The sequence below is a fragment of the Haladaptatus paucihalophilus DX253 genome, assembly GCF_000376445.1.
Classification (GTDB): domain Archaea; phylum Halobacteriota; class Halobacteria; order Halobacteriales; family Haladaptataceae; genus Haladaptatus; species Haladaptatus paucihalophilus.
In genome coordinates, this window is sequence record NZ_AQXI01000003.1 from 210798 (window position 1) to 223540 (window position 12743).

At 63.4% G+C, this 12743-nt stretch carries 14 protein-coding genes; 4 read left to right on the forward strand and 10 right to left on the reverse strand.

Annotation, left to right across the window (positions count from 1 at the left end):
• Positions 1-2: 2 nt before the first annotated feature.
• From B208_RS0119675 to B208_RS0119685, 3 genes are all read left to right on the forward strand, one after another.
• Positions 3-1262: an ABC transporter substrate-binding protein gene (locus tag B208_RS0119675; RefSeq protein ID WP_007980580.1), complete on the forward strand. Its 1260-nt coding sequence runs from the start codon at positions 3-5 to the stop codon at positions 1260-1262.
• 186 nt (positions 1263-1448) lie between these two features.
• Positions 1449-1628, forward strand: a complete 180-nt coding sequence (locus B208_RS0119680; protein WP_007980579.1) for a hypothetical protein — start codon at positions 1449-1451, stop codon at positions 1626-1628.
• A 249-nt stretch (positions 1629-1877) separates the two neighbouring features.
• Positions 1878-3116: a permease gene (locus B208_RS0119685; protein WP_007980578.1), complete on the forward strand. Its 1239-nt coding sequence runs from the start codon at positions 1878-1880 to the stop codon at positions 3114-3116.
• Between the two features lie 55 nt (positions 3117-3171).
• Here B208_RS0119685 and B208_RS0119690 read toward each other — a convergent pair whose 3' ends face one another.
• From B208_RS0119690 to B208_RS0119700, 3 genes are all read right to left on the reverse strand, one after another.
• On the reverse strand, positions 3172-4440 hold the full coding sequence (locus tag B208_RS0119690) for an MFS transporter (protein ID WP_007980577.1): 1269 nt from the start codon (positions 4438-4440) through the stop codon (positions 3172-3174).
• 19 nt (positions 4441-4459) lie between these two features.
• On the reverse strand, positions 4460-5566 hold the full coding sequence (locus B208_RS0119695) for an MBL fold metallo-hydrolase (RefSeq protein WP_007980576.1): 1107 nt from the start codon (positions 5564-5566) through the stop codon (positions 4460-4462).
• Between the two features lie 102 nt (positions 5567-5668).
• Entirely contained in the window at positions 5669-5851 is a 183-nt protein-coding gene (locus tag B208_RS0119700) for a hypothetical protein (RefSeq protein ID WP_007980575.1), read from the reverse strand.
• 166 nt (positions 5852-6017) lie between these two features.
• Between B208_RS0119700 and B208_RS0119705 the strand changes: the two genes are divergently transcribed.
• Positions 6018-6413, forward strand: a complete 396-nt coding sequence (locus B208_RS0119705) for a DUF302 domain-containing protein (protein ID WP_007980573.1) — start codon at positions 6018-6020, stop codon at positions 6411-6413.
• 24 nt (positions 6414-6437) lie between these two features.
• Here B208_RS0119705 and hemG read toward each other — a convergent pair whose 3' ends face one another.
• The 7 genes from hemG to B208_RS0119740 form a co-directional block, all read right to left on the reverse strand.
• A complete protein-coding gene (hemG, locus tag B208_RS0119710) occupies positions 6438-6977 on the reverse strand; it encodes a menaquinone-dependent protoporphyrinogen IX dehydrogenase (protein ID WP_007980570.1) in 540 nt (179 codons plus the stop codon).
• 137 nt (positions 6978-7114) lie between these two features.
• Positions 7115-8491 carry a sulfatase-like hydrolase/transferase gene (locus B208_RS0119715; protein WP_007980568.1) on the reverse strand — a complete coding sequence of 459 codons (1377 nt, stop codon included), beginning with the start codon at positions 8489-8491 and terminating at the stop codon, positions 7115-7117.
• Positions 8492-8662: 171 nt separating this feature from the next.
• The gene (locus tag B208_RS0119720; protein WP_007980566.1) at positions 8663-9994 is read right to left on the reverse strand and encodes a tryptophanase; all 1332 of its coding nucleotides are present in this window, start codon (positions 9992-9994) and stop codon (positions 8663-8665) included.
• A gap of 89 nt (positions 9995-10083) precedes the next feature.
• Positions 10084-10641: a DJ-1/PfpI family protein gene (locus B208_RS0119725; RefSeq protein ID WP_007980565.1), complete on the reverse strand. Its 558-nt coding sequence runs from the start codon at positions 10639-10641 to the stop codon at positions 10084-10086.
• 102 nt (positions 10642-10743) lie between these two features.
• On the reverse strand, positions 10744-10968 hold the full coding sequence (locus tag B208_RS0119730) for a hypothetical protein (protein WP_007980562.1): 225 nt from the start codon (positions 10966-10968) through the stop codon (positions 10744-10746).
• A gap of 66 nt (positions 10969-11034) precedes the next feature.
• Positions 11035-11175 (reverse strand): hypothetical protein, encoded by a 141-nt coding sequence (locus B208_RS24540; RefSeq protein ID WP_007980560.1) that lies wholly within the window; start codon positions 11173-11175, stop codon positions 11035-11037.
• Positions 11176-11500: 325 nt separating this feature from the next.
• Complete coding sequence (locus B208_RS0119740; protein WP_007980558.1) at positions 11501-12736, reverse strand: ABC transporter permease; 1236 nt, start codon at positions 12734-12736, stop codon at positions 11501-11503.
• Positions 12737-12743: the final 7 nt, after the last annotated feature.

A 12743-nucleotide genomic window follows, 5' to 3' on the forward strand; every position in this document is an offset into this window, starting at 1 on the left:
ATATGACGAACGAACGCACGAACCGAACGGCACCGACACGAAGAACGTACCTCAAATACGGCGGCGCGGTGGTCGGCGGCGGCCTGCTGGCCGGGTGTACGAGCGATTCGGAATCGGGCGGCGAGGAAACCCCGGCGAACACGGACGCCGAAGCGACGTCCTCGGACTCGACGGCGACCGAATCGGGCGGAGAGGATTCCGGGCCGTACTCGGTCACGATGTCGCCGATGGGAACCGTCGAATTCGATAGCGTCCCGACGGACGTGATGGTGTACAGCCTGCTGTACGCCGACATGGCGGTCGCCTACGGACACGGCGACGCGGTGAACTCGCTGGGATTCGACTCGGAAGCGGGCGGTAACACGCTGGACGCGTACTACGAACGACTGGACGGCGTTTCGTTCGACCGGGAGGGTCTGACCCAACTCAACACCGGTTCCGGCGGCGTGAACATCGACAAGGAACTGTTCTACGAGTTGGATTCCGACCTCCACATGGTCGACCCCGCGCTCGTGCTGTCGTTCGACGGCTGGTCGAAATCCGACATCGACGAAATCGGCGGCACGGTCGCCCCGTGGTTCGGTAACACGTACAGCCGTCAGCACAGCCAACCGCCGAAACCGTACCGGGACAGCTACGAGTACTACACGCTCTGGGAAATCGCGGAGAAGGTCGCCAAAGTGTTCCGGGAGCAGGAACGATACGAGGCGCTCGCGTCGGTGCACGACGACCTCCTCGGACGCATCCGGTCGAACCTCCCGCCGGAGGACGAGCGACCGACCGTCGCGTCGGTCATCTTCATGCAGGGGACGTTCTACCCCTCGAAGATAAACACGGAGGGATTCGCCAACGCCCACGTTCGACCGCTCGGGGCGACCGACGCGTTCGCCGAGGGCGACGTGACGTATCAGACGACGTACGACTACGAGACGATGCTGAAAGTCGATCCCGACGTCATCCTCCACAAGTTCGGCGTCGCCTCGTACTACGACGTCGCGCAAATCAGCGAGACGATCGCGGACCACCCCGTCGGAAACAAGCTGACCGCCGTGGCAAACGACGCCGTGTACCCGTCCGGAAACCCGGTTCAAGGACCGATAATGAACCTGTTTCAGCTGGAGATGACCGCGAAACAGCTGTATCCCGAGCAGTTCGGCGAGTGGCCGGAGTACACCGATGGCAGTCCCTACCCCGAGATTCCGGAGGACGAACGGCTGTTCGACAGAACCCGCGTGGCGAACATCGTCGCCGGGAACGACTGACGAATCGGAGGACGGAAACCACACCCTTCTCGGCGGTAGGCACCCTTTATCACGGGGTTCGCGCCGCATAACAAAGTGAGAAACGGTCGCCTAACGAGTCGAGGAAACCCATGGTTCGAGTTCACGATTCCGTCCGGCCAAGCGACGTCCAGTTCGACCGACACGCGGTCCGTGGAGGTATCTGAAATGGCGGCCGAAGACGAAGAGCTGTCGTCGGAAGCGAACACGCCATCGGAGGCGGACACGCCGTCAGATTCGGAGTACGAAATGCTGTTCTGTGACAACGGATGGGTCGAGATTCGAAACCCCGACGACGCGGACGCCCAGTGGTTGATGGCGGACACGAGCGCGGAGATCCGCCAGTAGCACACGGGTAATATCCCGAGGTAGTCTCGTGGCGTGTGCTCAGATATTTTGGTTCATCAGTGGGAGGGTTTCGGAAGATAAGGCTATTACCGTCCCTGAGTAATCGAAATGGGATTCGAATGGTGAGCAACCCCGCAGAATTCGATGTCTCTGGCGCTGAATCGCGGAATCCGTGAATTCGCGCCGGACGCGCGTGGATTTGCGCTATTAGCCGCAACCGTAGAAAAGCTCGCAACCGTACTAGCGGATATGAACATCGTAGGGAGTCTGACCGACGCGGCCACGTTTTTCGGCGAAATGACGTGGAAGACGTGGTGGGCGCTGGTCCTCGGGTTCACGATTTCGGGGGCGGTACAGGCGTTCGTGAGCGAAGAGCGGATGACGAACCTGCTCGGCGGTCGCGGACTACGAGAGATCGGCATCGGGAGTTTCTTCGGGTTCCTCTCGTCCAGTTGCTCGTTCGGGGCCGTGGCGACCACGAAATCGCTGTTCAAGAAGGGGGCATCGCCCGAAGCCTCCTTCGCCGGGTTCCAGTTCGCCAGCACGAACCTCGTCATCGAAATCGGCCTCGTGATGTGGATTCTGCTGGGGTGGCAGTTCGTCGCCGCAGACGTCTTCGGCGGAATCCTGATGATTCTGGTGCTCGCGGCCATCACGAAGTACGTCGTTCCGGACTCGTGGTTCGAGGCCGCCCGCGACCACGTTCGGTCGGGCGACGAGGAGAGCGGCACCGTCCGCGACCCGGTGTGCGGCATGGAAGTGGACCCGAACGACGACGACACGCTCAGCGTCGAAACGGATGGAGGAACGGAATACTTCTGCTCACAGTCCTGCAAGGAGACGTTCGTCAATCAACGGGAGGACGCGACGTGGAAGGACAAGCTCCTCACCGTGTCCGGGTGGAAAAACGCCTTCCGCAACGCCATCGGCGAGTGGGAGATGCTGTGGGACGACCTCATCGTCGGGTTCATCGTGGCCTCGCTGTTGGCCGCCTTCGTCCCGCGGTCGTGGTGGGCGCAACTGTTCACGCTGGCCCCGGAGGGAACCGTCGCGTGGGTCGTCCTCGGGGCGGCCATCGGCGTGATGGTCGGCGTCATCACCTTCGTCTGCTCAGTGGCGAACGTTCCCTTCGCGCTCGTGCTGTGGAACGCGGGCATCCCGTTCGGGGGCGTCATGTCGTTCATCTACGCCGACCTCATCGTCCCGCACATCGTGGACATGTACCGGAAATACTACGGCAAGCGGTTGGCGGCGGTGCTGTTCGTCTCCATCTTCGGCGTGGCGACGTTCGCCGGTATCGTCACCCACTACGCGTGGCTCGCGGGGGGACTGATTCCGAAGCACAACGCGACGGGGGGGTCGGTCCCGCACACCTACACGACGGTGCTCGACGTGATATTCACCGTCGTCTTCCTCGCGCAGGTGTACGTGACCTACTTCGAATCGAGCGGTGAACAGGAAGAGGGAGCGGCCGCGCACGCCGACTGATTTCGACTTCCGTTTTCGTTCGATTTGGAGGCGTTCGGTCCTCCGATGGGGGCGTTCAGTCCTCCGAAACCGAATTCCGCTCGGCGGCGTTCGGGTGGTCGTACTCGCCCAGCGTCGGGTGCGTTTCCCGCATCATCGTGAGAACGACGACGCCCGACGCGACCATCACACCCGCTGTCGCGTAGAACGCGGCTTCGATGGTAGCGACGTCGGCGAGCAGACCGACGACGACCGCGCCGACCGCGTATCCGGCGTCGCGCCACATCCGATACACGCCGAGTCCGGTCGCCCGCCACGAGGGGTGGGCCGCGTCCCCGACGACGGTGATGAGGTTCGGGTACAACAGCGCCATACCGAGCCCCGTCACGGCCGCCGTAACGAGCCACGCCGAGAACCCGGAGACGAGGACGGTCGCCAGCACCCCCAGACCGGCGACGAACATGCCCGCGATGACCGGCGGTCGGCGGCCGATTTCGTCCGCGAGACGGCCGGTTCCGAGTTGCAGGACGCCCCAGACGCCGCCGTAGACGCCGACGACGAGGCCGATTTGGGAGACGGACAGTCCGGACTTGCTCAGATAGAGGGGGAACGCTATCCAGACGAGCACGTCCACGAACTTCTCCACGTGCCCCGCCTGTGCCGCCGCGAACAGCGTCCGGTCGCCGTAGGTCGCCCGCTTGACGACTTCCGAAAAGGACAACTCCTCGTCGTCCTTCCCGTTCGCCTCCGTCTGCGCGTACGGAAGCGTCTCCTCGACGAAGAACAGGGAGACGAGCGTGGCGAGAACGACGACGCCGAGCAGGACGTAGAACGGTTCGGGGCGAAGCCCGTACTGGGCGGCGATGACGCCGGTCACCCACGACCCGACCGCGACGCCGCCGTACCCGAACGCCTCGTCGAGGCCGACGGCGAGGCCGCGGGCGTCGCTCCCGGCGAGGTCGATCTTCGCGTTGACGCTCATGCTCCAGGCGAGCCCTTGGTTCACGCCGAGGAGCACGTTCGCGCCGGTAATCCACCACCAGTTCGGCGCGTAGATGAGGACGAACGGAATCGGCAGCGCGACCAGCCAGCCGACGATGAGCACGCGCCGCCGACCGAACTCCTCGGCCCACTTCCCGCCGTAGAGGTTCAACAGCGCCTTGACGACGCCGAAGCTGACGACGAACGACCCGATGACGAGGATGGACTCGACGCCGAGCACGTCGCGGCCGAGGACTGGTACGACGGTTCGTTCGGAGCCGATGGTGAGACCGACGGCGAAGACGACGAACAGTTGGAGCGCGAACTGCTGCCAGTTTCGTCGAATGCCTTGAACGTGGCTCATCGTGAGTGGGGTGTGGTGTTCAGTTCGATGCGCAGTTGTTGGGGCCGAGTTCGAGCGTCTCGGCTTCCGCGGTGGCCTGTTCCTTGCCCGTGTTCACGCGCTTGATACGGTTGTAGTTCGCGGGCGTGTCGGGGAGGTCTTCGAGGATGGTGTCCACGAACTCGGACTTCGTGTCCACGCCGAAGAGACCATTGTTCGCTTCGAGTTCGCCGATGGTCGCGGCGAGCGGGCGCATCTCCTCGTCACTGAAGTGACCGGGGAGGGCGACCGTCCCGTCGGGAAGGTCGGCGAGACGGTCCAAACTGTCGAACAGGAGCGTCGCGCCCTCGCGGGCGACGTCGCTGCCGCCTTCGAGGTCCGGTCGGCCGACGCTTCGAACGAACAGCGTGTCGCCGGTCAGGGCGGCGTCGCCGACGCGGAAGGAGATGCTACCGCGGGTGTGACCCGGCGTGAACAACACGTCCACGTCGCGCTCCCCGACGGCGATTTCGTCGCCGTCCTCGACGGCGGTGTAGCGGTCGAGTTCGCGGGCGTCCTTCTCGTGGAGGTAGTACGGAACGTCCTCCGCGGCCGCGAGGTCGCGGCCGCCGCTGATGTGGTCCGCGTGGGCGTGCGTGTCGGCGACGGCGACGATTTCGAGGTCGCGCGATTCGGCGAGATTCTGGTACACTTGGATGTGCTGACCGGGGTCGACGACGAGCGCCTCGTCCCCGTCCTGGACGACGTAGGAGAGACAGCCTGTTCCGGGTCGGACGATTTGCGTGACGCCATCGACGTCCGGAACGTCGTAGGCCTGATACACCATCGCCCAGCCGCGCATGCCGCCTCGCATCGACTTCGCGTCGTAGCCGTTGTTGCGAAGCACCTGTGCGGCCCGCTGGGAGACGACGCCAGCCACGCAGACGGTGGCGACTTCGGCGTCCTCCGGAACGTCGTCGAGCGAATGTTCGAGTCCGAGGGTGTTGCCGCCGGACAGCTGGTCGTAAACGGGAACGTTGTGGCTTCCGTCGATGTTCCACTCCTCGTACTCGTCCTCGTTGCGAACGTCGAGGACGTAGAGGTCTTCATCACCGTCCCGCAACCGCGCGGCTACTTCCGTCGGGCTGATGTCTGTATTGCTCGACATACACAATACTATGAAAGAGAGTCGTGATAAACCTGTGGATTCCCGATTCCGTTGCCCGTAGCGTATGACGGTCCAAAAATCAGCCGTTCCGTGTCCGTCGGCTCAGTCGTCCGCTCGGGACGCGGACCCAACCACGTCCCGAATCTTTCGTCCGACCCGTTTCACGAGCCAGACGTACTCCTCGACCGGGGAGGTGCGACAGCTCGGCCCGTCGTCCACGTCGCACGCCTCGGCGGAATCGTCCCGTTCGGTCATCGTGCGTTCAGGCGTCGTTCGGTCGGTCATGGTTCGAACACCGCTCGACGGACACCGCCGAATCGCGTCGCGGTACTTCGGCGATGACAGTCGTACCAGTAGGTAGGTGCCGTAGGCACTTGTATTGTTTGCCAGCCACAATACAGACTGGCCGAAACCTCAACCATTAACATCCTTCGCGGCGAACCGTCGGCCGATGACCTACTACGACAAACGGCACGTGGAGGGCGAGTTCGATGCGGTCGTAGAGCGAACGACCGAGGCGCTCGGCGACGAAGGATTCGGCGTCCTCTCCGACATCGACGTGAGCGACGCGTTCGCCAAAAAACTCGACATCGAGGACTACCCGAACTACCGGATTCTCGGGGCCTGTAACCCGCCGCTCGCAAAGCAGGGACTCGACGCGGAGGAGGACCTCGGCGTCCTGCTCCCCTGCAACGTCGCCGTCTACGAAACCGACGAGGGCGTCGTCGTCAGCATGGTGGACCCCGAGGCGATGCTCTCGGTCGTGGATAACGCCGAGATGGACGACATCGCGGACGAGGTGCAAGCGCGCTTCGACCGAGTGTTGGAATCGCTCGGCGAAGAGTAACTCGCTCCCACTCCGCGAAGTAACTCACTCCAGCGACCCGGCGAAGTCGGCCGTGAACCCCTCGACTTCGTTCCAGTCGGTGTATTCGTAATCGTGAGCGGTGTCCGTATCGCCGCCCATCCGCTTTGCTATCTGTTTCATCACGAACCGCTTGAGCGTCCCGTACTGGCTGTATTTGAGCGCGCCGGGGACGACGGCCGTCTCGTCCGGGTTCCACCCGGTTTCGGAGAGGAACTCGGCAACGTACTCGCGGGCATGCTCCCACCCCTCCTCGGACCCCTCGGCGGCGGCGAGGCTCACAGAGAAGAAGGCCGACGGGAGCCGATTCAATTCGTCGGCGTGTTTTTTGACGTACCTCGTCACGTACTTCTGGTGTTTACCCATGTGTACCGACGCGCCGACGACGACGGCGTCGTAGTCCATCAAGTCGAACGATTCCGGTCGATGTCTGATGTGGACGACGGCCGGGTCGTGGCCAGACGTTTCGAGCACCTCGGCGACCCGTTCGGCCACCGTCGCGGCCTGCCCCTCGGTCGAACCGTAGAGCACGAGTACCCGCGCCATCAGTTTCCGTCCCCGTTCGAATACGGACGCCCGTCACTCGAAATGAATTGCACTGTCAGATACCCCGAACGGACGTTCGACGGCATCGCCTAAAATGGTATTCCGAGGCGGTCAGTATCCGAGGAAGCCGAAAGTGGTTATTGATAGCCCAGCGCTTTCAGCCGGTCCGTGACGGCGGACGGCGGCGCTTCACCCTCGTTTTCGTTGGGTTCGACGCCCGAGGACGCCATCGCGTCGATTCGCTTCTCCACTGCTTCGTGAAGGTAATCAGGAACGTCGATGTCGTCGTCAGCGCCGTCCAGCAGATTTTCGGTTTCCGCCGGGTCGGCGGTTCGGTCGTACAGTTCACGCGCTTCCGATTCGGTGTGATAGATGTACGACCACTCGCGCGTTCTGGCGCTGACGAGGAGTTCCCCGTCGTCCAATCGGCGCGGAATCGGTTGGTAGGTGACGCTCGGCCCGCGCACCGCGACGGACGTGACGGGCGACGGGTCGGGAGTCCCGTCGAGCAGGCTCTCACCGTCGAACTCGTGTTCGACGCCCATCGCGTCGCAAACGGTCGGCGGTATCGCGTCGAGGCCGACGGCCCGTTCGACGGTTTCCGCGTCCCCGTCGGGATGCGAGACGACGAGTGGAACGTGCGTTAACTCCTCGTAGAGTTTCGGGTAATGCGCGAGGTGACCGTGTTCCATGAACTCCTCGCCGTGGTCGCCCGCGAAGAGGAGACAGGCGTCGTCCCGGAATCCCTTCTCGGACAGCGCGGAGATGACGCGGCCGACGCTCTCGTCCACCTGCCGAATCGCGGCGCGGTAGAGCGACCGAAGGTTGTCGAGCGTGTCGCTCCCGACTTCCTTGCCGAGACCCGCCTGGGCGTGCGCCCTGAGCATCTTCAGCGTCCCGACGTTGGCACCCGTCTCGTCGCGGACGAACTTGGGCGCGGGGACGTAGGGCGTGTGAACGTCCATGTAGTGCACCCACAGGAAGAAGGGTGGCTCCGCCCGCTCGATGAAGTCGATGGCGTGTTCCTCCACGTCCTTCATTCGGGAGACGTTCCGCGCGCCGCCGTCGCGGCCGAGGAGACGACGGAACGGCGACGCCGCGACCTGTAGCCACGCTTGGACGGTCGGATGGGCGGTGAGATACTTGCTGTAGAACGCGTCGTTCGTGCTCGACGTGAACGTCTCGAATGTCTCGAATCCGCGGTCGTACCCCCAGTGGTGGGTCAAGAATCCGTTCGCGCCGTTGAATCCCGCCGTGGTGATTCCGGCGTCGCGGAGCGTTTCGGCGAGCGTCGGACGGTCTGGCAGACCGATGTCCCGCGAGTCAGTGAAGACGTGTCCCCCGCCGAGAATCGACGGGAAGGAAAACGGCGTCCAGTTGCCGTGCGCGAAGGCGTTCTCGAAGGACGTTCCGTGCGTTGCGAGGTCGGCAATCGTGCCGTCGTCGGGCAGTGCGTCCGCTCGGAGCGAATCGACGGTGAACAGGACCGTTATCGGTGTGTCGTTCGTGCTCATTCTGTCGAGGGGGTTGCTGGTTCGCTAGTTGAGAGTTCGCCACGGAGCTAAAATACCTTGCTAGAGCGTAGCCCGGAGGGGCATATAGCACTCAATAGTTCTCGATAGCTGTTTCGTTGACACGACGAACGGTCGAAAGGTTCGAAAGCGGCAAAAAGCGTCGTCTCGCCGCTACTCGACGGGTTCGAGTTTTGCGCTGAAGTGGCGAAGCTCCTCCATCGGCGGTTCCCAGACGATTTCGAGGCCGGACAGTTCGTCGCGGCGTTCACCGACCTTCTCGAAGGTTTCCGCGATGTGCTCCAGATGCTCGCGGAAGTACGTGCGGCGGGGCAGACAGAGCCGAACGAGTTGCGGGCGGTCCTCGCCGGGGAACGCGAACTCGCCGAGTTCGACGGCGCGGACGCCGCCCTCGCGGTAGAGTTCGCCGACCAGCACTTGGCCCGGGAATTGCTCGCGGGGGATGTTCGGCAGGAACTCCTCGGCCTTCACGTACACCGCGTGGCCGCCGGTCGGCGCGTAAATCGGGACGTCGGCGTCGAGGAGGAGGTCGCCCAGTTCCGCAACCTGTTCGACGCGGGATTCGATGTAGGGTTGCGTGACCGCCTCGCGGAGGCCGACCGCCATGGCCTCCAAGTCGCGGCCGGAGAGGCCGCCGTAGGTCGAAAAGCCCTCGTAGAGGATACCACGCTGTTTGGCGTGTTCGAACAGTTCGTCGTCGCGCACGCCGACGAAGCCGCCGATGTTGGAGAGCGCGTCCTTCTTCCCGCTCATGACGATGGCGTCGGCGTAGGAGAGTTCCTCGCGGGCGATGGCGGCGACGCTCGACCCTTCGAACTCCGCCTCGCGCTGTTGTACGAAGTAGGCGTTCTCGGCGAATCGGCAGGCGTCGATGACGAACGTGGCGTCGATTTCGTCGGCCACCTCGCGCGCGTCGCGGAGGTTCTGAACGCTCACGGGTTGGCCCGCCATCGAGTTGTTCGTGATGGTGACGACGAGCGCGGGGATGTTCTCGGCACCAACCTCGTCCGCCAGTTCGCGGACTTTCTCGGGGTCGAGGTTGCCCTGGAACGGGTCGTCCGGCGCGACGTCGACGGGGCAATCGACGGGTTGCCCGCCGTTGTTGACGACGTGTGCCCGCGTCGTGTCGAAGTGGGTGTTGTTCGGAACGTAGTCGCCCTCGGAGACGAGGACGCCGTAGAGGACGTTCTCCGCACCCCGGCCCTGATGGGCGGGAACGATGTTCTCGAAGCCCATCACGTCGGCGACGCTCTCCTGCAGACGTTTGAAACTGTCACTGCCCGCGTAGGCTTCGTCGCCGCGCATCATCGCGGCCCACTGTTCGTCACTCATCGTGCCCGTCCCACTGTCGGTCAGCAGGTCTATGAACACGTCCTCGGAGTCGAGATTGAAGACGTTGTAACCGGCTTCTTCGATGTTGGCTTCGCGCTCGTCGCGGTCGGGGAGGTGAATCGGTTCGACGACTTTGGCCCGGTAGGCTCGCATAGTCAGAATGGGGACGGTCGAGAACTTAACCCTGCTGTGAAAGCATCGGTGGAAAACGAGCGTTTCCGGGGGTCAGCGACCGAATTTGCTCATCGTCCGTACGGGTAGTCCATCTGTGTCTCGATGGTTTCCCGAGTCCCCGAATCAGTCAGCTCTTCGACCAATTCTAACCCGAGGTCGATGCCCGACGTGACTCCACCCGCCGTCACGACATCGCCGTCTCGGACGACCCGCTCCTCGACGACGGTATCACAATACACCCCGAGCAGGTCGTAGGCGTCGGGGTGCGTCGTCGCGCGCTTTCCCGAGAGGAACCCCGCCGCCCCGAGCAACAGCGACCCGGTGCAGACCGATACGACCAGTTCGGAATCCGCGGTGGAGAGCCACGAGACGAACGCGTCGTCCTCGGCCAACTCGCGGGCGACGAATCCGCCGGGAACGACCAGCATATCGTAGCCAGCGAGGGGTTCGTCCACCACGTCGGGAACGATTTCGAGGCCCGCGTTCGCGGTCACGCGCTCCGTTCGAGCACAGACGTCCCACGACACGTCGCGAAATCCCATCGTATCGAGTCGGGTGAGCGGGTCGTAGACGCCAACGAAGTCCAGTGCGGTCATGCCGTCGTACGCGACGAACGCGATGTGCATGGAGGAAGATGGGTAAGGAGGAATATCGTCTTTGTGCGTCCTGAAAATCAGAGAATAGCCCGGACGAAAGACGGACGGTGTGAGTTGAACAGTCGTTTCCGTTCAGTACGTCTCGAATCGGTCGAGTAGGCGAGGAAGACCCACGGCGGCACCAACCGCACCCGCAACGAGGGATAGCAGAGCCAGAATCGTCACCAGCGTCTCGGGTCGCCCTTCGAGACGCGGTTTGATGACGAGCGTGAGAACGACACCGAGAACGAGCAAACACTCGTGGTTCTGTTCGAGCGAGTCGCGGAAGTCCCGAGGAGAGTCTGTATCGTTCGTCATGGTGGAAACCGGTCGACTGACCGGAGGTCCCAACTGACGAACCCAAACAAATGGGTAGGTGTGGGCTTAGTGCCCGAGCGCCCGAAGCGCAACGGCCAACGCCGTGATTATTTTCACGACGCGCCAGATGATTTGGGTGACCAAATCAACCAGTTCGAGTCGTCGCCTTCGGCCGTCTTTGTCGTCGTTGGGTTTTGATGAGGTCATCGAGTGACCTCATTTATCGAAGATCACCGCGGCTACTTAATCCCCATCGGTTTTTAATCATCGATGATGATTACGGCGGAAGGTTTTCATACGTCGTCACCGTAAATACGAATGGGTTTTGATGAGGTCACCTCGCGGGGGGCGTCCCCGCGAGTCTTCATCGCGAAAATTTTCGGTAGAAGCATCTCCGTCGTGAGAATGGTGCTCGGACGCCGACGAACGGATGACGAGATTCGGAACCGAAGCGTCGTGTCGGAACTGACGGGGACGTACTACGGGAACATTTCCACGTTTCCGGCGGCGGTTACCCGTACGCGTTCGGAATTCACTCGTAACGAAGCGCGTCGATGGGGTCCACCCGCGCCGCGTTCCACGCCGGGTAGAGACCCGTCACCACGCCGACGAGGAGGCCGACGCCGATGGCGACGGGGACCACCTCGTACGCGAAGACGAGCGGAAGCCCGACGTACTGGGTGGCGGCGTATCCGCCGAGGGCACCGAGCACGACACCGAAGACGGACCCGATGACGCCGAGCAGGACCGCCTGCATCAAAAACACCTGAAGCACGTCGCGGTTCTGCGCGCCGACGGCTTTCATGATGCCGATTTCGCGGGTCCGTTCGGTCACGCTCACCAGCATGATGTTGGCGATGCCGATGGCCGCGACGACGAGCGAGATGACCGCGATGCTCGTGATGAACGTCGTCAGCGTCGTGAGCACGTCCTTCACGCGATTCACGAGGTCGCGGTCGGTTCGCACCCGGATGGCGTACTCGTCGGGCGTGAGTCGTGCGGCGTCGGAGTTCGAACGGAGGTAGGCTTTCACCGCCCGCTTGCTCTCCGGAATCGTCCCGTGGTTTTCTGCAACGACCGTGACCAGCGGATAGACGCGCTGGGTGGTCCCTTGCGTCGGACTCTCGACTGTCGAACCGTAGAACGGATCCGTCGGGACGTACACCTGCGGGAGCGACCCGCCGCTCTCGAACTGGCCGTTTCCGCTCGACCGCTTGAGGACTCCGGCGACGCGTGCGGTCTCGGTGCCTCCGTCCGCCGTTCGAATACCGATGCGGTCGCCGACCGAGAGTCGGTCGTCGAACAGGCGGGCCGCCGCCGGGTTCAGGACGACTTCGCGTTTTCCCTGCTCGAACGACTCGCCGCGGGCGAACGTCCGGGTTCGAAACTGGTCGGGCGTGGTGGCGACGATGCCGTTCTGGCTCACCGTCTGCCCGCCGTGAGTGAGTGCGATGACAGGGAGCACGCCGCGCGGGACGACGGTCGCCACGCCGTCGATACCGCGGAGTCGGGCGATGTCGTGTGCGGTGAACACCGGTTGCGCGCCGAACCCGGGTTGGCCGCCGGGCGGACCGGCCCAGACGTACATGTTCGGCGCGTGGCCGCCGGTGAACTCCCGGAGGATATCGACGCGGAGGCTGGTGCCGAGGGTCACGAGCGTGATGACGGCGGCGACGCCGATGACGACGCCGACCGTCGACAGCGAGGAACGAACGCGGTGGCTCCGAATCGCCCTGAGACTCATCCGAAGCGTTTCGCTGAACTCCACGGCCTTC

Bases quoted from the DNA above. Each gene is read 5' to 3' on its own strand.
- B208_RS0119675 (WP_007980580.1), top strand. From the start codon at position 3: ATGACGAACGAACGCACGAACCGAACGGCACCGACACGAAGAACGTAC.
- B208_RS0119680 (WP_007980579.1), top strand. From the start codon at position 1,449: ATGGCGGCCGAAGACGAAGAGCTGTCGTCGGAAGCGAACACGCCATCG.
- B208_RS0119685 (WP_007980578.1), top strand. From the start codon at position 1,878: ATGAACATCGTAGGGAGTCTGACCGACGCGGCCACGTTTTTCGGCGAA.
- B208_RS0119690 (WP_007980577.1), bottom strand. From the start codon at position 4,440: ATGAGCCACGTTCAAGGCATTCGACGAAACTGGCAGCAGTTCGCGCTC.
- B208_RS0119695 (WP_007980576.1), bottom strand. From the start codon at position 5,566: ATGTCGAGCAATACAGACATCAGCCCGACGGAAGTAGCCGCGCGGTTG.
- B208_RS0119700 (WP_007980575.1), bottom strand. From the start codon at position 5,851: ATGACCGACCGAACGACGCCTGAACGCACGATGACCGAACGGGACGAT.
- B208_RS0119705 (WP_007980573.1), top strand. From the start codon at position 6,018: ATGACCTACTACGACAAACGGCACGTGGAGGGCGAGTTCGATGCGGTC.
- hemG (WP_007980570.1), bottom strand. From the start codon at position 6,977: ATGGCGCGGGTACTCGTGCTCTACGGTTCGACCGAGGGGCAGGCCGCG.
- B208_RS0119715 (WP_007980568.1), bottom strand. From the start codon at position 8,491: ATGAGCACGAACGACACACCGATAACGGTCCTGTTCACCGTCGATTCG.
- B208_RS0119720 (WP_007980566.1), bottom strand. From the start codon at position 9,994: ATGCGAGCCTACCGGGCCAAAGTCGTCGAACCGATTCACCTCCCCGAC.
- B208_RS0119725 (WP_007980565.1), bottom strand. From the start codon at position 10,641: ATGCACATCGCGTTCGTCGCGTACGACGGCATGACCGCACTGGACTTC.
- B208_RS0119730 (WP_007980562.1), bottom strand. From the start codon at position 10,968: ATGACGAACGATACAGACTCTCCTCGGGACTTCCGCGACTCGCTCGAA.
- B208_RS24540 (WP_007980560.1), bottom strand. From the start codon at position 11,175: ATGACCTCATCAAAACCCAACGACGACAAAGACGGCCGAAGGCGACGA.